The sequence below is a fragment of the Pseudomonas sp. B21-048 genome, assembly GCF_024748615.1.
GTDB lineage: Bacteria > Pseudomonadota > Gammaproteobacteria > Pseudomonadales > Pseudomonadaceae > Aquipseudomonas.
Genome location: NZ_CP087168.1, coordinates 2,951,750 through 2,976,850, shown reverse-complemented (window position 1 = coordinate 2,976,850; position 25,101 = coordinate 2,951,750). Strand labels below are relative to the sequence as shown.

Below are 25,101 nucleotides of genomic sequence, written 5' to 3'. Positions count from 1 at the left end.
TCAAGCGCCTCCGATCAGTTCGGAAGCGGCCATGGCACAGCTGCGACTGGCGCTGGTGCCGGCACGGCCATGCAGCTCGAACCAATCGGTTGGCAGACCGCATCCGCAACTGGCGCCCCGATGTAGTGTTGCCAGATCGCCCATGACCACGGCATGGGCAGGGCTCGACGAAATGTACGGCGAGACGAATTCCAGCAAGCCGCGCTGGCCGTATGGCTGAACAGTGAAATCGGATGGGTTACGCACGAAAACCTTCGAATAGATCGGTACATGAAAATGATGGTGGGCGCACTGGATATAAGGCACTGCATGCTCTACGGCGCCATAGCCGTCCCGGCATCGGGGCAGGTCGATACCCAATTGCCGATTGATTCGGGCATACAACTGATGCAGGGGAATTTCCTGTGCCGCGTGGGTTTTCCAGCCCCCACCCAGAAACACCAATGACTGGGCAGGCAACTGCAAATCGGCCACGCAGGTGTCTTCCATGCACTGAAGGGCATGGGAAAGGAACGCCGGAAAACCGAGAATGCGAGCGGGCAATCCTTCCTCGGCAAACTCTTGCAAGGCTCGAATCACACCAAAAAGATCGAACTCGTGACCTTTGCCGGTAAGGCGCAAGCCATAAGCGACACGATTGACAGGGGCGTAGCTGCAAAGAAACTGATCGGTATAGGCAGTGCCCAAGGTGATGGCCACCTCCGGCTCATAGCTCAGGAGCAGATAATTGCAGGGGCTGTCCGGTGTATCCCAGCCGTAATGCCGGAAAATGTGGTTCACCATGCCTTGTGCCGCGGCCATGCTGCGATGGTCGTAGCGCATGCGACTCTTTTGGCCGCTGGTGCCGGATGATGTCAGTTCCAACGCGCCTTCGCCTGTGGGACCGAACACCAAATGACGTTTGAAGTAATTGGCGAAAATCGGCGGCAGCCTTGACCAGTCATCCAGTGTCTCGAGGGCGTTGGCGTCAAGATCATTAGCGTTCAACCAGCGTTCGTAGCCGGGCGTGTGATGACAATGAAACAGGCTGATTTCGCTCATGGCCTGGTCGAACAGGCCGTCCGGCACGGAATCCAGGCAATAGGGTTGCGTTAACGCACAAAGCGCATCGGTATGGGGTAGTTGAATCATCAAAAAACCTACTGGTTGGTATCAGATCGCAAGCGGGATGTGAGAACGACGCAGAAACAATCTCAAGGGCGCCAGGCACAATAGCCCCATGAGACAGGCCATCAGAGCGAAAGCCTCAAGGCTGTCACCGGCACCCAGGGCAGCGATAATCGAGCCCCCACCACCCATGACAGCGATGGAGATCATGCCGATCGCGGCTGAGACCAACCCTTTACTGTCATCGCTGGAAAACAGCGCGAGCCGGTACAGCGCGGCGTTGCTCATGCCAAGGCCGATGGCGTAAAGCGACAGGCAACTGACCAACAGGAGCGTCGAAGCACCGGTCAAAGTGATGGCGGCCAACGCGATAAGCCCACCGCAAAACGGCCAGAGCGCGTATCGAATCAGTTGCGGCAGTTCAGTGTTGGCAATCAATCGGTTGAGTATCAGATTACCGAGAATGACTGCCGCAAATACCGGGATCTGCCACAGGCCGTACTGCAAGGTGGAAAGTCCCTGGTTCTGGATCAGCAAGAGCGGCGCCAGCCCGATCCAGGCAATCAACGGCAGACTCATCAGTCCCAAGGCGACGGTAGCGCGCAGGAACTGCATGTTGGTGAGCAAAGCAGCGTAGCGGCGCACCGTGCCGCCCCATTCAAAGGGCACGGCAGCCAGGCGTTGACCGTCCTGACGCAAGGCGCCCACGGTTTCCGGCATGTACCAATAAAGCCCCAACCAGACCATCGTGCCGCCGACACCTAACAGTAGAAACAGCTCACGCCAGGAGAGCCACTCCAGCATCAGACTGCCGAGCAAGGGGCCCAGCAGTGGGGAGAGCAGCGCCACGTTGCCCAGCAATGCCATGATCTTTACTGCGTCGGCTTCACAGAAGACTTCTTGCAGGGCTGGATAACTGACCGCGATGACAAATCCCAATCCCATGCCCTGAATCAGGCGCAAACCATTGAAGACAAAGATGCTCTGCACGTAAAACGCCGCAACACAGGCTAGAGCGAATAGCGCACAGCCGATGAGCAGCATCCTGCGACGACCAAAATGATCGGACAGCGGACCGATAAGCCATTGCAAAAGAATGCCCCCGACCAAATAAAGATTGAAGGCGTAGGGAACATGACTCGCACTGGCATTCAGTTGATGGGTTACGGCCAACATGGCCGGCATGATCATATCGCTGGCCATATAAGTCAGCAGTTCGAAAAGAGTGATTGCAAGGCAAAACCCAAGTAGTCGAGGCGAATTTATATCTATTAAAGGTTTGTGCATGATGTTCCTGTTGGTGCCGAAAATTGGATAAGGCGGCAGAGCAAGAATAGACATGGCCCCTGAGGAATTTCACGTGCTTATTTGAGGCAAAAAGCTTCAGCGCTTTTTCATTGTGTGTCTGACTGGAGTTTCTAGGGGGAAGGTAAATAAAATCCCAGCGGAATAAGAATTGTCCTACACGAAAAATGCCCGCTATAAAGCAGGCATTTGTACGGGGGGTTGTAGGATAAGTTTTTTGTGTTGGGGTGAATAAGTCGGTTATTTATCCAGCCAAAAAACTATTTAATGTTCGATGCTGATAATGGTCCGGTGCGCCATGGTCATAATGGTGATCGTCATGCCAGCCACCCTGGGGGAAAACGATGCAGCCACTCAGGGGCAAGAGAGCAAGCAAGGGAATCAGCAGTGTGATTCGACGGAACATTTCGAAATCCTCATGGGTTATCGCCGCAATGAAGTCAAAACTCTTCATCGGCTGTAACATGAGACCCCGTTCGCAGCCCCTCATTCCCGCAAAACGGTAAGGGTTTGGCACGCCATCGGATACAAACCGGATACATTTTTTTGGTTCAGGAACCCGCAATGACCCAGTCGCAACGTTTGAAATACTCGATTCTGATTTCCCTGGTGGTACTGGGGATCATGTTCGGCCTGTCCTGGCTGCAAAACGCAGGGATCATCACAGAGAAACTGTTCCAGTACATCGCCATTGGGGTGGCGGTGGTCGTGGTGGTGATCAACGGGGTGATGCGTCGCAAGGTCAAGCCTTGAGCGACGCCTCGGGTTGCTCGCTATATAGAACAGCGGTGGCGTGTGGATGCAGGCAGTAGGTTTTGTCCGGATTGAGGGCGATCACGCCTTCAACGCACAAGCGTTTCAACACTTCCCTGACACTGAGAAAGGACAGAGGAATGTCCAGGTCCAGCAAGTGGCTGTGTACGCCGCGAACCCCCAGGCTGCGGTCGCTTTCGGCGGCTGTCAGCAAGGCATCGATGACTTTCAGGCGAATCAGACTGGTTCGCAGGCCAAAACTCTTGAGTAGAAACCTGATCCGTTCGTTGCCGTGACGTTCGGCCTGTTGATTGAAAGCGCCGGAACCCGCAGGGGTGCCCTTTGGCGCATGGCTACCGTCCGTTGGCAGTTGCGGGTTGTACATGCAAAAACTCCTTTACAGAGCCTGATCAGGAAAATGTGATGGGTGCTCTCAGTCAATACGACGAACGAGCAGGCAAATAATGAAGACCGCTATGTAGAAAATTCGTCGCCATTGCGTCAGTGGGCCGTGATCTGGGTGCGGGAACGATTTCTGGGGCCGTGCCTTGCGGCAAACGCAAGCAGCCAGCCAGAGCAGGTGATCGCTGACATTCGCCGGACAAGTTTGGAAAAAGTATCAACTGGAAATGGGAATTGATACTATTCATATAAATTCCCGCCGGACTCCTGATGTCCCGGTATCTTCTAAGGTTTGTATGTTGATGCGTCGAACTCTCGTTTCTCTGTGTGTGATCCAAGCCATCTCCCAGGCTGCCTGGGGTGAACAAGCATCGACCGGTCCTGCGTCATTGGAATTGCAAGCGATCGACATCAACGGCACATACGATGAACCGGCCCAAGGGCCGGTTCAGGGGTATCGAGCAACCCGTTCGGCCAGTGCGACGCGCACCGACACGCCGATTCATGAAACCCCACAATCCATCAGCGTTGTCACCAAGGATGTCGTGGAAGACCTCGGTGCCACCCGGTTGCAAGATGCTCTCGATTACGCCGGTGGCGTGGGCCGTGCGAACAATTTCGGCGGCCAGGGCCTGACCACTTTCACCGTGCGTGGCTTTACCACCGGTGAGTTCTACCGCAACGGTTTCCCGATCAACCGTGGTTATCCGAACATGCCTGATGCCAATACCATCGAGCGCCTGGAGGTCCTGCGCGGGCCGGCCACCACGCTGTATGGCCGTGGCGACCCGGGCGGCACCTTCAACGTGGTATCCAAACAACCCCTGGCCGAGCGCACGGTCACCTTGGGCAGTCAGCTCAACGATCAAGGCATGCGTCGCGGCACGCTGGATGCCTCAGGGCCGCTGGATGACGAAGGGCGCCTGGCCTATCGGCTGAACGTGATAGGCGAGGGTGGCGATACCTTCCGTGATCACGTCGAAAACGAGCGTTATGGTGTGGCGCCGGTGCTCGGTTGGCAGGTCAACGACACCACCCGTATCACCTTCGAAGGCGATTTCATGCGCAACAACGCGCCGCTCGATCGGGGTGTGACCCGCTATCGCAATCAGACAGGCGTCGCGTCGCGAGATACTTTTTTCGGTGAAAAGGATATCGGCAAGCTGCACAACGACAACAACATGGCGCAGGTGCGTTTCGAGCATTTCCTGAACGACGACTGGACCTTGGGCGGCGGCGGCCAGTGGCTCGACGGCAGCATGCAAGGCAATGCCATCGAAGGCAACGGTGTCGCTGCCGACGGCCGCACGCTGGGACGCAACTTCAACTACCGCAAGCTGGAGTGGCGCGACCGGGATGTGCAGTTGAACCTGACCGGGCATTTTTCCACGGCCGGATTCGACCACACGTTGCTGACGGGCATCGAATATGAGGATTACGACTACAAGTCGATCATCCGTCGCTCCAGTGGGGCGGTGGGTGCCTACCCCATCGATATTTTTGATCCGGTCTACGGCCAGCCGCGTCCGGCGCTGACTCGCACCACCACCCACGATCAGGAAAACCTCAAGACCTACGCCGCTTTCGTGCAAGACCAGGTGACCCTGACCGAGCGCTTGAAAGCCTTGGCAGGCGTACGTTTCGAACGCTTCGAACAGGATTACGACAGTTACCTCGTCAACGGTACAAGCTGGACCAACAGCGACAACGCAGTCACCCCGCGCCTGGGGTTGATCTACGACGTGACCCCGACCGTGGCGATTTATGCCGATACGGCACGGTCCTTCAAGCCCAACAGCGGTGCCAGTCGAACCGGTGGCGGCTTCAAACCTGAAGAAGGCAAATCCTACGAGGTGGGTGTCAAGTGGGAGGCCTTCGATCGCCAGTTGAGCGTGGATGCCGCGGTGTATCAGATCGAAAAACGCAACGTCCTGACGACAGACCCGGTGGACTCGACCTTCAGCGTGGCGGCGGGCGAAGTTCGTAGCCGTGGCTTAGATCTGAATGTGGCCGGCAACCTCACGCCGCAGTGGCGCATGATCGGTGGCTACGCCTATGTGGATGCTGAAGTCACCCAGGACAACGTGCTGAAGTCAGGCACGCGCCTGGTGAACATTCCGCGCAACAGTTTCAGCCTGCTGAACGTCTATGAGTTTCAGGACGGCGACCTCAAAGGGCTGGGCCTGGGGCTTGGCGCCAAGTACGTCGACGAGCGCGCCGGCCAGACCGCGGCCACTGCCTTCTCCATGGACAGCTACACGGTGGTCGACCTGCTCAGCTATTACAAAGTCAACGAGCACCTGCGGCTGAACCTTGACCTGAAGAACCTGTTCGACAGCCACTACGACGAAGGCGCCTTTGGCAATGTCTACGCCTATCCGGGCGCGCCGAGAACCGTGCAGGCGGGAATTTCATACACCTTGTAGAGAGGAAATTCCTGGGGCACGGGTGCATGGCGTGAGTGCGCAGGAGTCTCAAGACCGGGGCATGTAAGGCGAACGCGTCGGTGGCGACCGCCGAGGCATGGCACAACGTATCGTCATCGGCTTTTTTGATTTCGCCATTGCACTGTTCATCACGCGGGCTTGCTCGCGATAACGGTGTATCAGTCAACATCAAAGCTGAATGACACACACCGAATTCGCGAGCAAGCCCGGCCCCAGGTGGACTGCGCCATGTTGTGTTTCTCAGAGCTGCACCCGTCGCAGTCTGCCGCTCAACGGGACAACGTTGTTGTCTGGCGTGGGCAGTGGCCGGCCGATTAATCCCATGCCTTCGCTCACCAGTGCCGCATCCGGCAACAGGCACAGGTTGGACGGGGTATCCAGGCCTCGGGCGAGCACGGCGACCTGGGCGGTTTGCAGGTTGCAGCTCAGTAGCCGCCCGCTGAAACGGGTAAAGCCGCCATGCAGCGGTTCGCCGTTCCAGTCCGGCGGCAAGGGTTGCTGCAGGCGGTCGCAGAGTTCCAGGACCAGCACGTTGCCCTTCGGACACAGTGCCAGTCCGGTGGGCAGTTGCAGGCCGCGAATCAGGGGCTCGATCTGCCCGCTGGCGGGCGAGACCCGAATCACCTGGCCTGCCTTGTCGGCAAAGTCGATGCCCTTGCGCGTCGGGTCGCCATGTAATTCTCCAGAGAACAGACTGATCAGCACGGCGTCGGTCGCCGGTTCGTACACCAGGGTCACGGGAACGGCTTCCTGGCCTTGATCCAGTTCGGGCAACTGGACCAGCACGCGCTCACCGTGTTCGCTGCTGAATTCCACCAACTGATTGGTATCGGGTTTGACCGCCAGCCAACTGCGGCGAGTCGGGTGGTAACACAGCGTATTCAGATTGCCACGGCTGTGAAACACCGGCTCGGGCGGGGTGTATTGCAGGTCCAGCAGTTTGGAGCCCTCGACGTAATCGGTCTGGCTGACCAGGCAGCGCCCGTCACCGCAGGCGATGTCCGACAAGCCCATGATTTCATCGCGCAGCATGCGGGTCTGCATGTTCATGGCGCGAAAACCTTGCACCAGTGTTTCGCGGGGCAGGTAGGCGCCGGGTCTGTGCGGATCCGGTCGCAGTCGGCTGATGCGGCCGCTGAAGGGCTGGTCCGGCAGGCCTGAACCGGCTTCAGTCAGCAGCAGGCTGCCATCGGCCTGGATACAAAGGCCCCGAGGGTTCAGCAGGCCCTCGGCGATGATGGTGCTCGGGCACAACGTTTCAGTCGGTTGTGCCGGAATATGAACGGGAATGGACATAGGGTCTCTCTCCATGGACAAGGGGCACGATTACTGCGGCGGCTGCCACGGTTCACCAGTGAGGTAGGCCCGGAGCAGCGCCCGCTGGCAGGGCGACATCGAGCGCACCACGGGCATGAACAGGGTGGTGCCTTTGTAGGCGTCCGAGGTGCGGGCGAGGATGGGGTTCTTGGCGCCCTTGACCGCGTCGGGCTGATTGAGCGGGATGTAGCGCGACATGGCGGGGAAGGCCAGGTAGTGAAAACGCAAGACGTTCGGGTACATCCGCTCCCAGGTAATGGTGGTGCCCGCGGGGATGCCGAAGTCGGTCTGTGCGTATTTGCGAAAGCTGGTGAAGTAGCCACTGCTCGGAAGGCCATTGGCCGTACAGGTCAGGGCGACAAAACCCGCTTGGGCGGCGCTACCCGGTTTGACGGTGACGGGGACACTGATTTCGAGCTGGCCGGTGTTGACGGTCAGCGAGGAAGGAAAATCGAGGAAGTCCCAGTATTGCGGTTGATCGTACGCAGCAGGCGCAGCGGCCTGCAGGTCGATTTCGGTAGCGCTGGGGACCGGGCCGCCCAGATACCTCACCTGCAAAGTGATCGACAGGCCATTGGGGTAGTCCTCCAGGTAGACATTGCGCTGATCGGCATAGATTCGATAGGTCGATTCGGTGGCTTGAAGCGAGGTCCCGGCGACCTTGTTGGGTGCGTTGATGGCCAGCGCAGTGGTCCGCACCGCCTGCAGTTTATTGGCGGTCAGAGGCAGGTCGACGATGCCGCCATACACGTAGTAGTCGAGTAAAAAGCGGCTGGTCGGCTCCAGGGTGGTCAGTTCGGTGGTGCCTGCACTGAAGGTGACGGGGCCGTAGTTCGCGTTGGGTCCGATAGGGCTGGTGATGTCGTCCCTGACGGCCCTGAAGGTTTCCTTCGGAATGACGTTCACCATGTCGATGCTCAGGTAACCGTTGTTTTCGCCCAACTCTGCATAACCGGCATTGCCCGTACTCTGGTTGACCAGTTGCCGGCCCGCCTGGCAGTTCAGCGGCTCGTCGGCGAAGGCCGGGGCCAGTGTACCGATGACCCTGCCGATGCTCGGGTTGGGCGTGTACCTGCCGGCGGCGTAGTCGGCATCCAGTTGTTCGGTGGTCATCATGGGGCACATTTCGAACATGACGAAACGCAGGACGATGCCTGTCGCACCCGGCGCGTTGATGATCGAGCGCAGGCCACTGCTGTTCTGGTTCCAGCTGACGATGCTGCTCAAAGGGAAGGTCAGTTGAAACGTACCGCTGGCGTGGAAAGATCCCGGCGCATCCATTTTCGCGGGCAACAGCACACGTCCCGCCACGTCGAAACTGCTGCACACGGTATTACTGCGAATCAGCAATTGGATGTCGCTGTTACCGCCAATTTGCAGACCGCCGACGAAAATCTGGGTGGTCGTTGAGGAGGTGGGGTCCAGGTCTACCATCATCGGGCCGGAAACGGGCCCCTGTCCGGTCACCGGGTCCACCGAACCGAGCAGATAGACCGGCTGGCCCACCATATCGCCGGTGGTGTTGATGCTGCCCGGACTACCCTGCGAACTGATCAAGGCGTTCTGCATGTCGACGACGTGCTGCCCGTAGTGATTCCAGCCGCCGGCGGTGTAGTAGTCGCCGTCGGGCGCGTTGATCATGTTGTTCAACTGATCATCGGTGTAAGACTGGGCGCCCGGTGCCAGGGTCGAGGTGGTCAGGTCGAAGAGCGGCCATTCGTCATTGCCGTCGTATGGGATGGTGGGGGAGTTGTTCGGCAGGCTGACGTCCGTGCGTATGCCGCCCCAGAAATTCAGTCGTGGTCCATTGAGAATGCTCATGATCTATTCCTCGTCCTTGGTGGTTTTGCCGACGGGCGCATTGGCGAATTTGAACAGGTAGGAAAAATCGGCCTTGTAGGGGCTCTTGACCGGTGTCGCCATGGAGTGGCAATTCATGCAACTGCTGTTGGGCTGGATGTAGCTCTCCATGGTCACGTTGGCCGACAGGGCCGGTGTCGGCTGGCCCAGTGGGTTACTGGGGTTGTCCGGCATCAGCGGGCGTTGGGTGGTGATGAGCTGGTAGTACTTCAGTACGCTTCTTTGCAGGTCCGGATCGGTGCGGTATTGATTGTTGACTCCGTTGGTGACCTCGGCGATCGGGGTGTACCGGTTCAGCGGGTTCGGGGTCTGGAACGTGGTGCCGGGTTTGGGCACGCAGACCAGATGTGCGCCCTGAGTCTGCCAGTCGCAGGGGGACTGGTTAAGGCTGACGGCGGGGGCGGCGGGGTTGAAGTAGGAATAGGCCGTGCCGGATGTCGGCTGGTCGACCCATTTGCCGTTCACCAGCGCCTTGGGCGGAACGTTGTCGATCTGCTCGAACGTGGACCAGATCCACTGTGGGTAACCGTTCGCCTTGGTAATGATGTGCAGGCCCACCAGGCCCAGGTACGCCTCGGTGACACCGATGCGCTGGCCTTGGTCGTCGAACTTGGCCACGCGCGCGAGCATGGTCAGGTAGTGACTGGCATTGTCAGAGGTCGTGAGGATGCGCCAGCTCGATTTGACCTCGATGACCCCGTTGGGGAAGTTGATGTTGCTGGCTCTGGACACGACATCGGCGTTATAGAAGTTGTTGGCGACAATGTAGTTGTAAGAGGTCTCGTTGGCTGAGATGTCGTAGTAGGTCGGGTTGCCGGCCTGGTCGATCAGCCAGCCGCCGACGGCCTGGTCGACGGCATTCACCTGACTGCTGTTCTTCAGCGCGGCGATGTTGATGATGCCCAGGCTTTTTGCGGTCTGCGGGGTATTCCACGGACCAGGGTTGGCCCCTTGCGGCAGAAAGATTTCCTCCACGGTCTTGTAGGTCTGCCAGACGGTGTAGCCGGGATCCCCAGGCTGTTTGCTACAGTCGGGATCACCTCGCTGCCCGTTCTGTGCGGGCCAGTTCAAGGCGATGAACATCTGCCAGCTGTACTGATCGAACTGGTCCTGACTGGCCGAGGCGGCCGGCGCGGTGCCGGGAGGCTGGCAGTTCAGGCTGGTGGCCTGCGTCGACGGCATGGCCTGGTCCAGGGGCTGCTCCAGGGCTTGGGCCGGCAGGCTGGCCAGGCCGAGCAGCAGGGTTAGCAGCAACAATCGGTTCAAGATGCTGGCTTTCATATGACACTCCTGTGAAGTGCCGGGTGACAGGCTCGTCACCCGGTGGTCCTGAGTGAAGCGTTGTTGTTTTAGCCTTGTTCGTAATCGCTCATGTTGAGCGGGACGGGTGGGTAATTGCGTTTCACCAGCGACTGTGCCCAGAGCTCCAGCACAGCGCGTCGGCTTTGTGACATGTCGCGGGTGATGGGCATGGCGAGGGTGCTTTCCTCTTGGTACTCCTTGCTGATCAACACAATCAGTTGGTCGATGGCGCCTTCGATTCGCTCCAGGGAATTGAGTGGCATGTATTTGCTCATGATCGGGTACAGGTAATAGAAGGGCTGCAGGATGCGTGGATAGATGAAGCTTTCCCAGATCAGGACCCGGGCCTCGGTTTTCGAGTAGATCTTGTTCCACTCATTGACAAAGTCCACCTGCAGTTTCGGTTCCAGCGGCAGCACACGCAAAGGCGCCAGGAAGTCGGTATAGGCGTCGGTGTAGTTGAAACTGAAAGGGATTTCGGGAGGCTGTTCACCCTCCTGCACGAAGAAGCGCAGGGTCGGAAAGCCAGGGGCCCGACCTTTGACGGTCAATTGCGCGATGCCCTTGGCGTCAGTCTGTATCTGCGTCACGCAATAGTTCACGGTGCTGTTCTGCAGATCCTGCAGTTTTCCTTCCATGGCGATGGGATTGCTGAAGCCCAGGCTGGGGGCCAGGGAGACCGAGGCGGGTGTCGACAGGTATTGTTGATAGGTGACCGGGATCGGCACCTCGAAGGGAGCCTCGGCGTGCAACGCCATGAGCCGGCGGCCACTGCCCGTGCTTGCCTGGCTGTGTTCGCTGGGGGTATCGATAAATTGCGGCAGATTGGATTTGTTGCTTTGGCGGTTCAACGGATAGTCGTAGAACAGCGTGAAGTCGGCTTTGTTGCTGAACGCCAGGTAGTAGTTGCTGGTACTCAGCATGAAGGCGTTGTCGTACTCCGCCACCCAGAGCACGGTGCCGGCCGGAGCCGGAAGGCCGTCGTATTGCACCATGATCTGCAGGGTTCTGCTGTCGCCGACATCGATGAAGCTGGCGCTTTCGACAACCTCGGCGGTCCACATTTGCTGGGTGGCGGCTTGCACCGGAGTCGTGCCTTGCAGTTGCAATTCAAGCGATCCGGTTTGCAGCTTTTTCCGGGCTCCGGGGCTGAGCGTCAAGTCCAGGATGCCGGAGCGTTTGTCGAAGGCTGCCTGTCGATACTGTTCGAAGCCGAAACTGGCCAAGGGGCTGAACTGGCCTGCGTCGTTTATCCCCAGCACGTAATCGCCTGCCTGAAATTTTTCCGCCACTGGAATATCCGCCTTGCTGTCGAGCGGATAGAACGGGAAGGCAGTCGAGAGATCCAGCGACAGGGTATCGCTGTCGGGTTGGAGCTGGGTCGAGATCACTCCCAGTTGTATTTCCACACCCGGAGGAAGGTGGGTATCGCCCGGCGTTTTTTGGTAGATGCTGATGGCGGAGGCGGGGGCCAGGCGTCGTCCCGCCGGCGCGGTCGGGAACTCATCCTCAAACCACAAACCCAGGGTGCCGGCGGTGCGGCTGTAGGCCGGGTTGAAGAAAATATCGGCAACGTTATCCAGGCCTTTTTGATACATCGCCTGCACGTTGGCCTGTATTTGCGGGTCTGTGGAGTGGGTGTTGATGGGAGGGTAGTTGTTGAAAATGCCATTTTTGTCGTAGCAGGTCAGGTAGGTGGAGAACCTGAACATCAGCCCCTTGGCGTGTTGTTGCTCCATCTGTTCCTGGAGGTTTTTCAGCAGTTGCGAGTTGCCGATCACCCACTGCAGGTTCTCTTTGGGAAAGCAGGTCTGCCAGGTCGTGGTGACATAGATCAGGCCACCCAACGCCCCCCAGTTGAAGTTCAGGAAACGATCGAGCATCCGGTGTTGACGCTTGAGCGTCACGCCGCACTGATCGTCACCCAGCACCAGCTTGTCGAAGTACAACGCGGTGAAGGTGTTCTGCCAGGGGCTGACGTCGACGAAACGGGCGGGGGTGGGATTCGTGCTGCCAAGGGGGCTGCCGAACAGTTGATAACCCTTGTCGATCAGCGCGTCCTGGTCGACGTAACCACCGCCAGGAAGCTCGCCGCCAATGATCACGGAGCGGGTCTGGTCATAGCTGACAGTGCCGCAGGCGTTGTCACCGAACAGGTCCCATTCGGCGGGAATCATCGGGTAGTTACCCGGATTGGCATTGCCCGGTACTTGCTGGGCATAGGCCGGTACGTCGCTTAGCGGCAAAGGCGCGATGGTCCAGGGCATCAAGGTGCTGGCGGCATTCTCGGGATCGATGCCGTATTCAGCGAGAAACCGCCAGTTCATCTGCATCTTGACCGCGTCGTAGAGCGGCAGCACATCGTTGTTGTTGGCCGTCGGCGGGTTCCAGAACATATGGCCGTTGAGGTAGATGCGGGGGAAGTTCAATACGCTCATGTCATGCTCCTTAGCGTTGCCACTGGGCGCGTTTAAGCGACCAGACAAAGTCCAGTTTGTTGTAACCGGCAAAGGCCGAGTCCGGCAGAGGGGCGGTGGGGTAGACGATGCCGCCCTGTTCTTTCATGGCGAAGTTGAAATAGCCCTTTTGCGCCGAATACGCGGCGGTGTCGTGGCAGGCAAAGCAGGACGACTGGCTCTGGAAGGCTGACTCCAGCTGAGAGTTGGCCAGCAAGGTCGGGTTGGTCCTGGACTGGACGGCGATCAGTTCGTACTGCGACAACCCGGGATATTGGGCCTGGAATTGGCTGTTGACGGGCTTGGCAGCGGCTATCGGCCCGGTACTGTTGGTCATCGGGGTGGGCGGGATGGCGTTGGTGACGGTGTACTTGCTGTTGTTAATGTTTTCGAAAGTGGTCCAGACCCAGCCGGGATTCAGTTTGTTGATGATGTGCAAGCCGCTCAGCGCTGCGTAGCCGACCTGGTATTTGCCGTCTTGCAGGTAATAGGCCTGGGCGATGTAGTAACCGTCGTGTTCCAGTGTCTGTTTGTAGATCGCGTCGGAGCCGATCCACAGCCAGGCGGACTTCAATTCCCAGGCGATGGACGGGAACTCCAGGTTGCTGGTCAAGGCGGCCTGACCATTCATGTTGTAGACCTGGCGTTGAACGACGTAATCGAAAGTGCCTTCGCCCATCAGCAGCTGAAAGCGCACGGGTTTGCCTGTTTCTGCTGCCGGCACCGCACCGCCCATTTCCAGAATCATGCCATCCACCTGTTGCGTGGCATTGAGGCTATGGAAGATTCGGGACAGGTCCATTCCTTGCGCCTTGGCTTGCGTCAGCACCGCGTCCGGGGGCGGCACGGGCGTGCCATAAGGGGCGGGTTTGGCGCCATTGATCAGGAAGACCTGGTCGGAGGGCTTCATGGATTCCCACTCGCGGTTGGGGCTCCCCGCGGCGGCAGGCTGGTTCAAACAGACGAACCAGTTCCAGGCCAGGGTTTCGGGACTCTGGACAAACGCCGTCCGGGTCTTGTTGATGTCTCCTCCAAACTGCAGAAAGTTGCTGCAGTCGAAGGTGTTCGGGCTCTGAGCCTGAGCCAAACCGGCCAGGGTACTCAGAACTGTTATAGAAATGGCGCGCCGCATGGAAGCTCCTTGGCATTGGCCAGGTCGGTGTGTGGGTGCCCCAGGAAATGCTGCAGGAGCAGTTGTTTCACCGCCGTGGCCGCAAGGTGCTGCGGCAACGGCAGATCGCAATTGGTGATGAGCAGTGGGCCGGTCTGCTCGCTGGTGGGCAGGCGGCCATGGCTGCCGCGGATCAATCCGGTGTCCAGCGGAATCAGGTCCATGTAGTAGCGAAAACCGAGCTTCTTCTGCAGCAGACGGCGCGCCACTTTCAGCTTGGGGAAACGAATGGCCGGGTCGATGAACAGCTCCAGCGGGTCGTAGCCGGGCTTGCGATGGATGTCCACGGTGCGGGCGAAGTCGGGTGCCTGGCGATCGTCAAGCCAGTAGTAGTAATCGAACCAGTAACCCGGTGCCGCTACGGTCACCAGCTCGCCACTGCGGGGATGATCCAGCTGCCAGGCCCGTTGTTCGGTTTTATCCAGCACCTGCTCGATGCCGGGCTGGCGCTGCAACAGTGCTTTGACGCGCGGGACGTCTTGCGCCTGCTTCACGTAGACATGCGCGATCTGATGATCGGCCACGGCAAAGGCCGCGCTGGCGCCGGGGTCGAGCAACTCCCAGGTCAGCGATTGGCGCACCTGCAGCAACCCTTCCGAGCGTAACAGCCGGTTGATGGAGACCGATTGCTGTACCGCTTCGATCCCGTATTCGGACAGCAGCATCACCGCTGCGCCTTGTTCCTGGGCAAAGTCCAGCAGACGACCCACTTCACTGTCGATGGCCCGCACCTCGACGGCAATCGATGGATGATCGGGGCCCAGGCGCTGCAGGCTGTAATCCAGATGGGGCAGGTAGACCAATTGCAGGTCGGGTCGGTCGAGCTGGAATTCGGCGATGGCGCAGTCGACGATCCAGCGGCTCGACGCGATGCCGGCCGCCGGGCCCCAGAAACTCGGAAACGGGAATTCGCCAATCTGCTGCTCGATGCGCTCGTGCAACGAGGCCGGTGATGAATACAGACCGAACATTTTGCGGCCGTCGGCCGGGTAGTGAGGGCGTGGGGTGATGGCGGCGTCCACGTCCGCATACATGTTGTACCACCAGAACAGCTGGCTGCAGCGAAACCCCGGGATCTCACACTTGAGTTGCTGCCAGACCTTTTCTCCCTGGATCAATGCGTTGGGTTGCAGCCAGAAACGCACTTCAGCCTGGTCGCGAAAATACCAGCCATTGCCGACGATGCCGTGTTCCGACGGCGGCAGACCGGTGAGGATCGAGGCCTGCACCGTAGACGTGACGGCTGGAAACACCGGATGCAGGCTGGCCATTTTTGCCGTTTTCAACAGGGCATTGATGTGAGGCGTCGCCGCCCCCAGAAGCGCCGGTGTCAGTCCTACCACGTTGATCAGTAGCAGCGGTTGGCGCGGTTGATCAGAAGGCATCGGCGTATGCCTCCCGTGTTTGGGGTTGCAGCAATCGCCGCTGCCGCAGTTGATCTTCGACCCAGTGCAGTTCAGCGGCGATCCCGTGGAGTTGGGCGTGCTCGGTCGTGGGCCGCAGTGGGACGGGCAAGACACCCCAACTGTAGGTTTCCACTTCCAGTACAGGACGAAAATCCCCATGGTCTGCCAGGAAATCGAAAGTCTGCGACAGGGCAATCTGACTGCCGCTGAGTTCGGGCAGCAGCAAGTGTTCGCTGAACAGTGGAATGTGGAAATGAATCCTCAGTTCGGGGTAGTGTCCCGGGCGCTTCGCGCAATCGATGAGCGCGGCGGGAAGGTCCGCCCAGGCCAATAAGCGCTCCTGCGCATCGCGGGCTTTCACTTGATGCAGGTAGGTGGTTTCGGCAAAGTCGCTCAAGGTCTTGAGGACGTGTTCGCGCCGGTTGTCGTCATCAGGGGGCAGGCGACAAATCAAGGCGTTGGACAGCTGGATCTTGCCGACGGGCACCCGGGCCTGACGCAACCTTTTCAGCGATTGATAGCAGTCTTCGAACATCACTGCCTGGTGGCAGACATCAAAACACAGCGCCAAGTATTCATGGTGCGGGTCCGTGGCTTGGTAGCGGTGGAAGAAGGCGATGGTCTGCTCGGTGTTTTCCAGCACGCAGTCGGGCTCCATCTCCAGGCAGAACACGATCTTCTTGCCCGTCTCCAGATGCAGCCTGGCCAGTGCGGCCGTGAGCTGGCGCAGTAGATGCTCGGCACGCTGCTGTAAGGCTGGGTTCCAGCTGGCGGCATAGCCCAGCGGCACAGTGGAAATTACCCCCTGGCGACAGTCCGGCGGCAGGGCGTCCGCGAGGATCCGCGCCAGATTCAGGCTGTATGCCAGCCGTTCCGGATCGGCCCAACTGGGCAAATACACCTCGGCTTTCACCGCGCCCTGATGAAATTGGCCATAGGGAAAGCCGTTAAGCGAGGTCAGGCGCAGGCCGCTGCGTTGCAGCAGGCTCAGGAACTCCGCGCGAGCTGACGCCCGTTGTAATTCGGACGCGGCGAGGGCGCTGATCCACAGTCCACTGTCCTGCTCGTTCAACCCGCGCAGGGTTCGCACGCCCTGAAAATGCTGTTCGATGGAGGACCGTAGCCCAGCCAGGTCACGGGTCGGGTGCACATTGCTGCAATAACCGACCTGCGCGGCAGCCCAACCCGTGCCGGCACTCATTTGATCACCGGTTCCTGGCCCCGCAGGGCGGAGTTTTCCTGCCACTGCCGACGCTGATCTATGGGCAGTGGGGTGCTGACCAGGGCTTTGTCCAGTTGGCCGCTTTGGGCAAAAAAGTCCACCGGGTTGTGGAACAGCACCTGTTCGACCTGGGCTTCGGTGAATCCGGCAGCCAGCATCGCCTCGCCCGTTTTGGGCACCTTGAGCGGGTCGCTGATCCCCCAGTCGGCGGCGCTGTTGACCACCATTTTTTCGGTGCCGTACTCCTTCAACAGGGCGACCATGCGCTGTTCCGACATTTTGGTGTTGGGGTAGATGGAATGGCCGCGCCAGCAGTCGCTGTCCAGCACCAGCGGCAGGGTCAGTTCGTTGAGGTGGTCGATGATCACCAGGTGCTCGGCAATGCCCACTTCGCGAATCACCGCCAGGGTGCGTTTGGTGCCACCGATCTTGTCGCGGTGCGGGGTGTGCACCAGCACCGGCAAGTTGAACTGTTTGGCCAGTTCCAGCTGAGCGGCGAGAAAGCGATCCTCCTCGGGGGTGATGTCGTCGTAGCCGATTTCGCCCACCGCCACGACGCCGTCTTTCACCAGGTAGCGCGGCAATATCTCCAGCACTTCATTGGCCACCGAGAGGTCATTGGCCTCCTTGGGGTTGAGGCCGATGGTGCAGAAGTGATGGATGCCGAACATGCTGGCGCGAAAGCGCTCCCAGCCCAACAGGGTGTCGAAGTAGTCGATGAAACTGCCGACACTGGTCCTGGCCTGGCCCTGCCAGAAGGCCGGCTCGATCACTCCGGTGATGCCGGCGGCCGCCATGTTCTGGTAGTCATCGGTGGTGCGGCTGACCATATGAATATGCGGGTCGAAGTACTTGAGCATGGTGAATCCTCGTCAAGGGGAGGGAGCCGTTGAGCATCAGTTCAGAGAGGTGCGGTCAGGTGTTCTCGCCATTCCGGCGGCAAGCGTTGCTGCTGACTCAGGCCGACCAGGCGCTGGTGTTGCGCCGGGCTGAGCAGGTCGAAGGCAATCACCCGGGGTAGCCCGGCGGACACCGTTCGTTCGGCAGCGAGCTGTTCGTCCAGCAGGTCGAGGGCCAGCTGGTTGAGGGTGACGCTTTGTCGTTGCGTAAGGCCATGCAGGCGTCGTACGTCGAGCCCCATGCCCAGTGCCTTCAGCACCAGTTGATGGAAGGCCCGTTCGCTGTAATGACGCGACGGGTAGAGGGTGTCCAGGGCGAGGGCGGCAAACACCTGGCTGTTGCTGGTACGCCCGGCCTGCAGCGCCAACTCGACGCAGAGCCCACGGCTATCGAGCCAGTCGAGGGCCTTCAAGGTGGCGATCTTTTCCTGATCGTCGCCCCACAGAAACAGCTGGCGCAGCAAGGGCAACTGCCCGGCGAGGGGTTGTTGCTCCAGGACCTCAGCCAGCAGCAACGCCCGCGCCAGTTGGACAGTGCTCCAGCCGCAATTGTCGGGCAGCGCATGCTCCTTGAGGCTGCGCTTGCACTGGCTGCTCAAGAGCGCCGCCGTGTTGGCGTCCGGGCGTTGGGCAAGCCGCTCCTGTGCCTGACGCCACCACTGCAGCTCGGTGTCATCGAGCTGTTGGGTAAAGGCCTGGCGTTGTTCGGCGAGGCAGTCGTGGCGCATTTCGAGGGCCGCCGATGGCGGCGCTGTGACGTCCATGTTCATGTCGGTTTGATCCAGCGCTGGAAGTGTGGAAGCAGGAAAAACACCAGAACACATAACAAGCTGCCCAATGGCTGGTTGGCCACGGCCAGCACCAGCGCGTCGAACAACGGCAGGGCCGCCAGGCCAGCGCCGATAAAGGCGCGGACCTGGCGTTGCCGTGGGTTGGCCAGGTGGCGCCAGTAGTGCCAGCCCAGCCAGCCAAGCCAGAGCAGCAACACCGGCCAAAACCAGACGTTGTCGGCATAGATCGCCAGGGCCAACGGGCTCAGCATCAGGATCAGGGGGAGGCGACTGAGCAATTGATTGCGGTGTTCCTGACGGGCCAGGTAGGTCAGGCCGCTGATGTAGACGCCTAGCAAAATGGCGCAGAGCCAGATCGGCTCCGGTGGCACCGCCAGGCTGGCCGCCGCCGTGAGGTAGAGGGCCGAGCGGCAGGCGCCCATCAGCCAGACGCTGTGGGCGTATTTCTTGTGCAGCAGGTTGTAGCCGAGGATGCAGCCCACCAGCAGAGTGGCGCTGCCCAGCAGCCAGAGCGGCTGGTCGATCAGTCGGCTCAGGCCCAGTACCGAAGCTGCGGCCAGCACCAGCAACAGCCCAGTGGCCAGGCCCACTTGCTGTCGACTGACCAGACCCAAAGTGATAGGGCGGGGATTATGGTGCTGTTGGTCCCAGTCGGCGTCGAGCAGGTCGTTCAACAACATGCCGGCCAGATACAGCGACGACAGTGCGGCCAGCAGCAGAATCCACACCAGGGACGACGGCGGCGCCAGGGCACCGGCGCTACTGGCCAGCAGGGCGGCGGCCAAGGTGTTGGTCCACACAGTGGGCAGGTTGGACACCCGGCCCAGGGTCATCCAGGTCTTCAGGTTCAGCGGTGTCTGGCTCATTGCGCGCAACCCTCGCTCAAGGTGAGCGCCGGGCCGCTGTAAGTGGACAGTCGCTGCAGCGCCTGCTCCATCCTTGCGGCATCGATCTCATGCAGGTCCACCGACTCGCCGATCCGGCTGAGCATGGGGATGGAGAGTTGCCCGCCCAAGTGCTGGCGGAATTCCTCCAGTCCGAGCAGAGCCATCGAGCGTCCCTGTGCATCTTTCAAGGACAGTTCTGGTGGGTTCAGGCAGAAACCGAGTTTGAGCAGCAGGTTCAGAACCCGTTCGGTGTCGGCATCGCTCAACAGTCCCATGGCATTGGCATAGAGTCCATCCAGGGCCATGCCCACCGCCACGGCTTCACCATGGCGCAGTCGGTGCTGGCTGAGGTTTTCCAGTTTGTGCGCGGCCCAGTGCCCATAATCCAGTGGCCGTCCGTTACCGCGTTCGAAGGGATCACCGGCACCGGTGATGTGCGCCAGGTGCAGTTCGGCGCAGCGGCGAATGGCATAGCGGCTGGCCGAGTGATCGAAGTGGGCGAGGGCGTCGACCTGTTGCTCCATCCATTGGAAAAACGCCTGGTCCTTGATCAGTGCCACCTTGACCGCCTCGGCCAACCCGGCGATCTGGTCGCGACGGGTTAGGCTGGTCAGCAGCTGGAAGTCGTTGATCACCGCGGTGGCCGGGTAGAAGGCCCCCAGCAAGTTCTTCTGGCCGAAAGCATTGATGCCGTTTTTTACACCGATGCCGGCGTCGTTCTGGCCCAGTACCGTGCTCGGAATACGGATCAGGCGAATGCCGCGATGGAAGGTGGCGCAGGCGTAGCCCACCGCATCCAGCACCGCGCCACCCCCCAGGGCCAGAACATAACAATGCCGGTCCAGCCCATGTTGCAACATGTCGCTGTACAGCTGCTGCAACACGTGTGAATCCTTGCTCAGTTCGCCGGCCGGAACCGCAATCGGCGCGGCTTGCAAATGCAGCTCCGCCGCATGGGCGGCAAAGTAGGCATCGATCTGTTCCAGCAGTTGTGGGGCGCTGTGCAACAGGTGTTCATCAGCGAACACCAGCACCGTCACAGGGCCTATGTGCTGTGGGGTGAGTCGTGCAGTGAGCTGGCGGTGCAGGCAGGGGTTGGACAACTCGAACAGGTGATCGGTAAACACCACCGGGTAGTCATAACTGACCTCGAATCGGCCATGCAGTGGTTGCTCCACGTCGTGCCTGCGCAAGGTCTTGAGCAGGCTGTACCCGGCGATAAACAGCCCGGGCAACACCATGCTGGCGAGAAGGGTCACCAGCAACGCGTTCTGCTCGACGAGGAAGGTGCCGATGGCGCTATAGGCCAGTGCCAGGCCGGCATTGGCCAGGGTGGTGACCAGTAGAAACGCGCGCAATGGATAACGTTGCATGCCGGCGGCTACCACCGAGGTTTCCGCCAATACCGGTACGCCACGCAGGCAGATCAACGACAGCGTGCTCAGCCGATATGCCAGCTGTCCCGGTTGGCGTTGATGCAGGCCCAAGCGGCCGGACAGCAGACGAAAATAGCCGGCCCCTAGCGCATAACCCAGCCCCGCACCCAGGCACAGGCCAATGAAAATCACCAGATAGCCGCCGAGACTGCCCAGCATGGCCACGGCCAACAGCGCGACCATGCTCGAAGGCACCGGCAGCACCACGTCCAGCGCCAGCAGGGCGATCAGCAACATTGCCAAGTTGAGTTTCTGGGAGGGGGTAGTGGGCAGGTACAGATTGAGATGGGTCAGGAAGTCCTGGATCTGTTGTTCGAACAACAGAAAGCTGGCGATCACCAGGCCCGAGAAGCAAAGCAATGAAATCCAGAAATGTCCGGCTGGCCCTCTTTTCGAGAGCGCACGATACCCACGGCTGCGCTTCATCAAGCATCCCTCTTGATTTTTATGACTGATTCCGTGTCAGCAATTAAAAGCAGCGTCTAGTTTTTTTCAGGTCAATAGACTCTCTCGCCTGAGGGGCTGGTTAGGTACGGTTGATTGCGCTTGTGAAGATAGTCTTGAACTTAGACGGTCGCGGTGTTTTTGCAAGCTCGCCTGATGGCAATTTGATCTTTTCAACGCGCCCCCCGCCCCCCGCCCCCCGCCGTCCGCTGGGCATCGAGCACGTCGACGATGTTGCGCGTCCCCACCTGCGCCCATCATTCATTGACGCAACAGCTTGCAGAGCCGGCCGCTACGCAGCCCGGCGCGAGCAAGTTCGCTCGCCATAGTGAACGGGAAGACTATGCCGACATCGTGCAGCAGGCCGCATTCGCCGGGCGTCTGGTCGGCCATTCCATGGGCGGACTGACTGCACTGATGCGCCCGGACCGGATACTGAGCTTCGTCGACATCGAGGGCAATATTGCCCCGGAGGACTGTTTTCTCAGCCGGCAGATCGTCGATTACCCGGCGGACGATCCGGAGGTATCGCGATGTGGCAGCAGATCGCCGATTTTCAGGCGAGCGGCCATCGCGGATGAGCCCTGCACACAATGCACAGCACCGTTGTGAACTATTCTTTTCAAGTGGCCCCTGCAATGCCTTATTCAAGGATTTGATATAAATCAACGCTTAAGAGGCTTTAGTGGCGGAGTCGGGGCCTGATGCTGGATTCTCGAGCCGGCGTCGAGGATCTACCTGTCTGGAGTCAGATCATGAGCCAGTATCAAAGGTTATTACTGATCATCAACCCGCTGCTGCGTCATTCGCCTGCGATAAACCATGCCGCTGCCGTGGCCAAGGCCAGCGGGGCGAGTTTGCACATTGCAGCGCTGATTCCGTCGTTGGACATTCTGTCGCTGCTCGAAGAAGGCGACCGCAAAATGGCTCGAGCGAGCTACCTGCAGGAGCATCGCGACTGGCTCGATGAGCAGGCGGTAAAGATGCAAGGCCGGGGGATCGAGGTGACAACCGAAGTCGCCTGGGCCGACAACCTGCGCCAGGACATTCTTGACCACGTCACGCAAATGCAGCCCGATCTGTTGATCAAGCAAGTGCAGCATGAGCCCATGCTCAAGCGCGCGTTCTTCACGCCGCTGGATTGGCGTTTGTTGCGCCATTGTCCGGTCCCGGTTTATCTGGTGGGGGGTGAGTGCCATGCCTTGCCGCAGAAGGTGGTGGCCGCGGTTGACGTGTCAGACACCGAGCCCTCGAACAATGAGCTGAATGACCGGATCATCTTGCAGGCGTCGAGCCTTGCGCTGCAGTGCAATGCCGAGCTGCATCTGCTGTACGCGTGTGACATTTCGGCCGCTTTTCTGGCGGATATGGACGGCGGTCTGACGCTCGCGGAGCTTACCCGGGAGTTGCGTAGCGACCTGGAAAAGTCTTTTCTCCAGTTGGCCGCTCGGTTCGGTGTGACCGCTGACTGTCGGCATTTCATCATGGGGCACCCGGTCTCGGTACTGAGCGAATTCACCCATGAGCATCAAGTGGATGTGATCGTGATGGGCAGAGCTCAATACCGTGGCCTGGAGCGGCTGCTAGGCAGCACAACCGAACATATTCTGTATCAGGTGCCTTGCAGCATTCTGGCGGTCTAGGGGCGCACGCCCGGATTGGAATGATGGCCGCCGTCAAACGAACGCCCGTTTTTGGGGCTCCCGCCCCAGGGAGGTTTTCAAATGACCAGTCCTTCATTACAAACCATCTTGCATGACCGGGTGGATGCCGGCCGAGGCCTGGTGGAGCCGTTGCTTAAATACGCTAAAAGAGCTGACGTCATCGTCCTTGCCTTACCCCGTGGCGGCGTTCCGGTTGCCTATGAAGTGGCCACGGCCCTGGAGGTGCGCCTGGACCTGATGCTGGTGCGTAAACTGGGGGTGCCATTCCATCAGGAGTTCGCCATGGGCGCCATCGCCAGCGGCGGCATAAAAATCGTCAATGACGATGCGCTACGGGCTAACGGTATTGATCAGCGCACGCTCGATGGCGTGGTTGCAAAGGAAACGCAGGAATTGTCGCGTCGCGAGCGAGCATACCGGGCATCCCGCGCACCTCTGGCGCTCAAGGATCAGGTGGTCATTCTGATCGATGACGGCCTGGCGACAGGGGCTACGATGATGGCGGCGATACAGGCCGTGCGCCTGCAAGCGCCGTCGCGCACCGTCGTTGCCGTGCCGGTGGCACCGCTTGAGACGGCCGAGGCGTTGCGCGACGAAGTGGACGAGCTGATTTGCCCGCTGATCCCCGATTGGCTGATTTCGATCGGCCATTGGTACACGGATTTTTCGCAGACATCCGACGAAGAAGTCATCGATCTTCTGCACCGGGCCTGGCAGAGAGAGTCCGGTTCGGGCGACTCATTTCAGAACGGTTCCGGTATTTGAGCCGTTGCCTGGCGTGGAATAAACCACGTCAGGCCTTCAAGTAATCCTGACGTTCACGAATTGCCACGGATCGGATTCATCGGTCTGCTCGGGCATCAGCGAGTGACGTCCGGTAAGGGGCGTCCAGTCGGAATAAATGCCTTCTACATTCCCGAGGTAGGGCATGCAAATCTGCAAAATCTCCCTGAAGGGCAATTCATCCGGCTCGAGGATGCCGCGTTGAGGATTGCGAATGGCCCAGATCACGCCGGCCAGCACTCCCGCCGTCACTTGCAGGCTAGTAGCGCTGTTACAGGGGCACAGCGCTCGGGCTTGCTGGATCGATAAGCGTGAGCCGTACCAATAACTGTTTCTGGCATGCCCCATCAGCAGAACGCCGAGTTCATCATCGCCGTCCTGGATGTCGTCATCGAGCAGGCGCTCGCCCATTTGGGGCTTCCAGTTGCGCTCGGCAAGTTCATGCACCGAGAGCAACGCATCGTCACAGGGTCGATAGGCGTAGTGGACGGTCGGCCGGTAGATCGGCTGCCTTCCCTGGCCGAGGGTCAGGTAATCGGCAATCGACAGGGCTTCGTTGTGAGTCACGAGCAACCCGTGGGTTGGCCCCGTCGAGGGTGTCCAGGTACGAACCGGCGTGGAGGCACCGGGGCGTTGCAGGTAGATCCCGGCCTGACACCCGAAGGCATGGAAATAGCCATCCTCGGGAAGCACTTTCTCATGGCTGCCCCAACCCAACTCCGCCGGTTGGCTGCCCTCGCTGATGAAACCGTCCACGGACCAGGTATTGACGAACTCATCGGCGATTTTGTGTTGCGATGAATACTGCGAATCGCGCTCGGCAATGTGGATGCAGCGGATGTTCAGCCGGCTGGCCAGCCGCGCCCATTCTTCGCGAGTGACGGGCAGGGGCGTCGTATCGCCCAAATCCTCGGCGAGGTTGACCAATGCCTGCTTGACCAGGTGCGAGACCAGCCCCGGATTGGCACCATGGGTCAAGATGGCCGTGGGTAGACCTTGCGCACTGTTAACCCGAAGTTCAAGCGCCGCCTCTCTTAATGCATAGTTGGATCGTTCGGAAAGGGATTTTTCGGGGTCGGTATAACCGCCTTCCCACGGCTCGATACAGGTGTCCAGATACAGCACGCCTTTACGATGGGCGAACTGAATCAGGGACAGGCTGCAGACCCCCACCGAGAGATTGAGCAGGAAGTCGCCAGCGCTCAAAAGAGGGTCCAGCAACGCCTCGTAATTGTCCTGGTCCAGTTGCTCGGTTCGGTGGGTGACGCCCAATTGCTGCGCGAGCAAGCGTCCATCTTCATCAGGGCTGAGGATCAGCATTCGCTGCGGTTCAAGCTCAATATGGCGCAATAGCAGCGGCAGTACGCCTTTTCCTATGCAGCCAAAGCCGATCATCACCAGCCTCGCATTAAAGGGCTGAATGACATGCTCAAGGTCGGACATCGATTG

Annotated in this window: 20 protein-coding genes and 1 pseudogene; 6 read left to right on the top strand and 15 right to left on the bottom strand. The window is 59.7% G+C overall.

Going from position 1 to position 25,101, the window contains the following annotated elements:
• A complete protein-coding gene (locus LOY56_RS14100) occupies nucleotides 1–1,131 on the bottom strand; it encodes an acyl-protein synthase (RefSeq protein ID WP_258614859.1) in 1,131 nt (376 codons plus the stop codon).
• 21 nt (nucleotides 1,132–1,152) lie between these two features.
• A complete protein-coding gene (locus LOY56_RS14095; RefSeq protein ID WP_258614856.1) occupies nucleotides 1,153–2,394 on the bottom strand; it encodes an MFS transporter in 1,242 nt (413 codons plus the stop codon).
• A gap of 337 nt (nucleotides 2,395–2,731) precedes the next feature.
• Here LOY56_RS14095 and LOY56_RS14090 point away from each other — a divergent pair, with 337 nt between their 5' ends.
• Both LOY56_RS14090 and LOY56_RS14085 read left to right on the top strand, forming a co-directional pair.
• Nucleotides 2,732–2,875 carry a hypothetical protein gene (locus LOY56_RS14090; protein WP_258622930.1) on the top strand — a complete coding sequence of 48 codons (144 nt, stop codon included), beginning with the start codon at nucleotides 2,732–2,734 and terminating at the stop codon, nucleotides 2,873–2,875.
• Between the two features lie 101 nt (nucleotides 2,876–2,976).
• Nucleotides 2,977–3,165, top strand: a complete 189-nt coding sequence (locus tag LOY56_RS14085) for a hypothetical protein (protein ID WP_223486845.1) — start codon at nucleotides 2,977–2,979, stop codon at nucleotides 3,163–3,165.
• Here the strand turns inward: LOY56_RS14085 and LOY56_RS14080 are convergent.
• On the bottom strand, nucleotides 3,155–3,550 hold the full coding sequence (locus LOY56_RS14080) for a fe2+ zn2+ uptake regulation protein (protein ID WP_258614855.1): 396 nt from the start codon (nucleotides 3,548–3,550) through the stop codon (nucleotides 3,155–3,157). The two genes, LOY56_RS14085 and LOY56_RS14080, sit on opposite strands and share 11 nt — an antisense overlap.
• 319 nt (nucleotides 3,551–3,869) lie before the next feature.
• Between LOY56_RS14080 and LOY56_RS14075 the strand changes: the two genes are divergently transcribed.
• On the top strand, nucleotides 3,870–5,993 hold the full coding sequence (locus LOY56_RS14075) for a TonB-dependent siderophore receptor (RefSeq protein ID WP_258614854.1): 2,124 nt from the start codon (nucleotides 3,870–3,872) through the stop codon (nucleotides 5,991–5,993).
• 261 nt (nucleotides 5,994–6,254) lie between these two features.
• On the opposite strand, the gene LOY56_RS14070 is transcribed toward LOY56_RS14075, so the two are convergent.
• The 11 genes from LOY56_RS14070 to LOY56_RS14020 all read right to left on the bottom strand — a co-directional run bounded on the left by LOY56_RS14070 (nucleotide 6,255) and on the right by LOY56_RS14020 (nucleotide 21,187).
• On the bottom strand, nucleotides 6,255–7,310 hold the full coding sequence (locus LOY56_RS14070; RefSeq protein ID WP_258614853.1) for a hypothetical protein: 1,056 nt from the start codon (nucleotides 7,308–7,310) through the stop codon (nucleotides 6,255–6,257).
• Nucleotides 7,311–7,340: 30 nt separating this feature from the next.
• Entirely contained in the window at nucleotides 7,341–9,152 is a 1,812-nt protein-coding gene (locus LOY56_RS14065; RefSeq protein ID WP_258614852.1) for a hypothetical protein, read from the bottom strand.
• A 3-nt stretch (nucleotides 9,153–9,155) separates the two neighbouring features.
• A complete protein-coding gene (locus LOY56_RS14060; protein WP_258614851.1) occupies nucleotides 9,156–10,472 on the bottom strand; it encodes a hypothetical protein in 1,317 nt (438 codons plus the stop codon).
• A 68-nt stretch (nucleotides 10,473–10,540) separates the two neighbouring features.
• Nucleotides 10,541–12,931, bottom strand: coding sequence for a hypothetical protein (locus LOY56_RS14055; RefSeq protein ID WP_258614850.1), 2,391 nt, complete (start codon nucleotides 12,929–12,931; stop codon nucleotides 10,541–10,543).
• Between the two features lie 10 nt (nucleotides 12,932–12,941).
• Nucleotides 12,942–14,081 carry a hypothetical protein gene (locus LOY56_RS14050; protein ID WP_258614848.1) on the bottom strand — a complete coding sequence of 380 codons (1,140 nt, stop codon included), beginning with the start codon at nucleotides 14,079–14,081 and terminating at the stop codon, nucleotides 12,942–12,944.
• Entirely contained in the window at nucleotides 14,060–15,505 is a 1,446-nt protein-coding gene (locus LOY56_RS14045; RefSeq protein WP_258614846.1) for an alkaline phosphatase family protein, read from the bottom strand. Before LOY56_RS14045 ends, LOY56_RS14050 begins: the two co-directional genes overlap by 22 nt.
• Nucleotides 15,495–16,727 carry a metabolite traffic protein EboE gene (eboE, locus tag LOY56_RS14040; RefSeq protein ID WP_258614845.1) on the bottom strand — a complete coding sequence of 411 codons (1,233 nt, stop codon included), beginning with the start codon at nucleotides 16,725–16,727 and terminating at the stop codon, nucleotides 15,495–15,497. Before eboE ends, LOY56_RS14045 begins: the two co-directional genes overlap by 11 nt.
• Nucleotides 16,724–17,608 carry a TatD family hydrolase gene (locus LOY56_RS14035; RefSeq protein ID WP_258614844.1) on the bottom strand — a complete coding sequence of 295 codons (885 nt, stop codon included), beginning with the start codon at nucleotides 17,606–17,608 and terminating at the stop codon, nucleotides 16,724–16,726. The genes eboE and LOY56_RS14035 overlap by 4 nt, the downstream gene beginning before the upstream one ends.
• Nucleotides 17,609–17,649: 41 nt before the next feature.
• A complete protein-coding gene (locus LOY56_RS14030; RefSeq protein WP_258614842.1) occupies nucleotides 17,650–18,417 on the bottom strand; it encodes an EboA domain-containing protein in 768 nt (255 codons plus the stop codon).
• Nucleotides 18,414–19,304, bottom strand: a complete 891-nt coding sequence (locus LOY56_RS14025; RefSeq protein ID WP_258614841.1) for a UbiA family prenyltransferase — start codon at nucleotides 19,302–19,304, stop codon at nucleotides 18,414–18,416. The genes LOY56_RS14030 and LOY56_RS14025 overlap by 4 nt, the downstream gene beginning before the upstream one ends.
• Complete coding sequence (locus LOY56_RS14020; RefSeq protein ID WP_258614840.1) at nucleotides 19,301–21,187, bottom strand: 3-dehydroquinate synthase; 1,887 nt, start codon at nucleotides 21,185–21,187, stop codon at nucleotides 19,301–19,303. The genes LOY56_RS14025 and LOY56_RS14020 overlap by 4 nt, the downstream gene beginning before the upstream one ends.
• 345 nt (nucleotides 21,188–21,532) lie before the next feature.
• Here LOY56_RS14020 and LOY56_RS14015 point away from each other — a divergent pair.
• The 3 genes and pseudogenes from LOY56_RS14015 to LOY56_RS14005 form a co-directional block, all read left to right on the top strand.
• Nucleotides 21,533–21,730, top strand: a pseudogene (locus LOY56_RS14015) (alpha/beta hydrolase); the annotation flags it as partial.
• A gap of 230 nt (nucleotides 21,731–21,960) precedes the next feature.
• Entirely contained in the window at nucleotides 21,961–22,848 is an 888-nt protein-coding gene (locus LOY56_RS14010; protein ID WP_258614838.1) for a universal stress protein, read from the top strand.
• An 81-nt stretch (nucleotides 22,849–22,929) separates the two neighbouring features.
• Nucleotides 22,930–23,634, top strand: coding sequence for a phosphoribosyltransferase (locus tag LOY56_RS14005; protein ID WP_258614837.1), 705 nt, complete (start codon nucleotides 22,930–22,932; stop codon nucleotides 23,632–23,634).
• Nucleotides 23,635–23,670: 36 nt separating this feature from the next.
• On the opposite strand, the gene LOY56_RS14000 is transcribed toward LOY56_RS14005, so the two are convergent.
• On the bottom strand, nucleotides 23,671–25,095 hold the full coding sequence (locus LOY56_RS14000; RefSeq protein WP_258614836.1) for a homospermidine synthase: 1,425 nt from the start codon (nucleotides 25,093–25,095) through the stop codon (nucleotides 23,671–23,673).
• Nucleotides 25,096–25,101 lie beyond the last annotated feature (6 nt).

Bases quoted from the DNA above. Each gene is read 5' to 3' on its own strand.
- LOY56_RS14100 (WP_258614859.1), bottom strand. From the start codon at position 1,131: ATGATTCAACTACCCCATACCGATGCGCTTTGTGCGTTAACGCAACCC.
- LOY56_RS14095 (WP_258614856.1), bottom strand. From the start codon at position 2,394: ATGCACAAACCTTTAATAGATATAAATTCGCCTCGACTACTTGGGTTT.
- LOY56_RS14090 (WP_258622930.1), top strand. From the start codon at position 2,732: ATGCCAGCCACCCTGGGGGAAAACGATGCAGCCACTCAGGGGCAAGAG.
- LOY56_RS14085 (WP_223486845.1), top strand. From the start codon at position 2,977: ATGACCCAGTCGCAACGTTTGAAATACTCGATTCTGATTTCCCTGGTG.
- LOY56_RS14080 (WP_258614855.1), bottom strand. From the start codon at position 3,550: ATGTACAACCCGCAACTGCCAACGGACGGTAGCCATGCGCCAAAGGGC.
- LOY56_RS14075 (WP_258614854.1), top strand. From the start codon at position 3,870: ATGCGTCGAACTCTCGTTTCTCTGTGTGTGATCCAAGCCATCTCCCAG.
- LOY56_RS14070 (WP_258614853.1), bottom strand. From the start codon at position 7,310: ATGTCCATTCCCGTTCATATTCCGGCACAACCGACTGAAACGTTGTGC.
- LOY56_RS14065 (WP_258614852.1), bottom strand. From the start codon at position 9,152: ATGAGCATTCTCAATGGACCACGACTGAATTTCTGGGGCGGCATACGC.
- LOY56_RS14060 (WP_258614851.1), bottom strand. From the start codon at position 10,472: ATGAAAGCCAGCATCTTGAACCGATTGTTGCTGCTAACCCTGCTGCTC.
- LOY56_RS14055 (WP_258614850.1), bottom strand. From the start codon at position 12,931: ATGAGCGTATTGAACTTCCCCCGCATCTACCTCAACGGCCATATGTTC.
- LOY56_RS14050 (WP_258614848.1), bottom strand. From the start codon at position 14,081: ATGCGGCGCGCCATTTCTATAACAGTTCTGAGTACCCTGGCCGGTTTG.
- LOY56_RS14045 (WP_258614846.1), bottom strand. From the start codon at position 15,505: ATGCCTTCTGATCAACCGCGCCAACCGCTGCTACTGATCAACGTGGTA.
- eboE (WP_258614845.1), bottom strand. From the start codon at position 16,727: ATGAGTGCCGGCACGGGTTGGGCTGCCGCGCAGGTCGGTTATTGCAGC.
- LOY56_RS14035 (WP_258614844.1), bottom strand. From the start codon at position 17,608: ATGCTCAAGTACTTCGACCCGCATATTCATATGGTCAGCCGCACCACC.
- LOY56_RS14030 (WP_258614842.1), bottom strand. From the start codon at position 18,417: ATGAACATGGACGTCACAGCGCCGCCATCGGCGGCCCTCGAAATGCGC.
- LOY56_RS14025 (WP_258614841.1), bottom strand. From the start codon at position 19,304: ATGAGCCAGACACCGCTGAACCTGAAGACCTGGATGACCCTGGGCCGG.
- LOY56_RS14020 (WP_258614840.1), bottom strand. From the start codon at position 21,187: ATGAAGCGCAGCCGTGGGTATCGTGCGCTCTCGAAAAGAGGGCCAGCC.
- LOY56_RS14010 (WP_258614838.1), top strand. From the start codon at position 21,961: ATGAGCCAGTATCAAAGGTTATTACTGATCATCAACCCGCTGCTGCGT.
- LOY56_RS14005 (WP_258614837.1), top strand. From the start codon at position 22,930: ATGACCAGTCCTTCATTACAAACCATCTTGCATGACCGGGTGGATGCC.
- LOY56_RS14000 (WP_258614836.1), bottom strand. From the start codon at position 25,095: ATGTCCGACCTTGAGCATGTCATTCAGCCCTTTAATGCGAGGCTGGTG.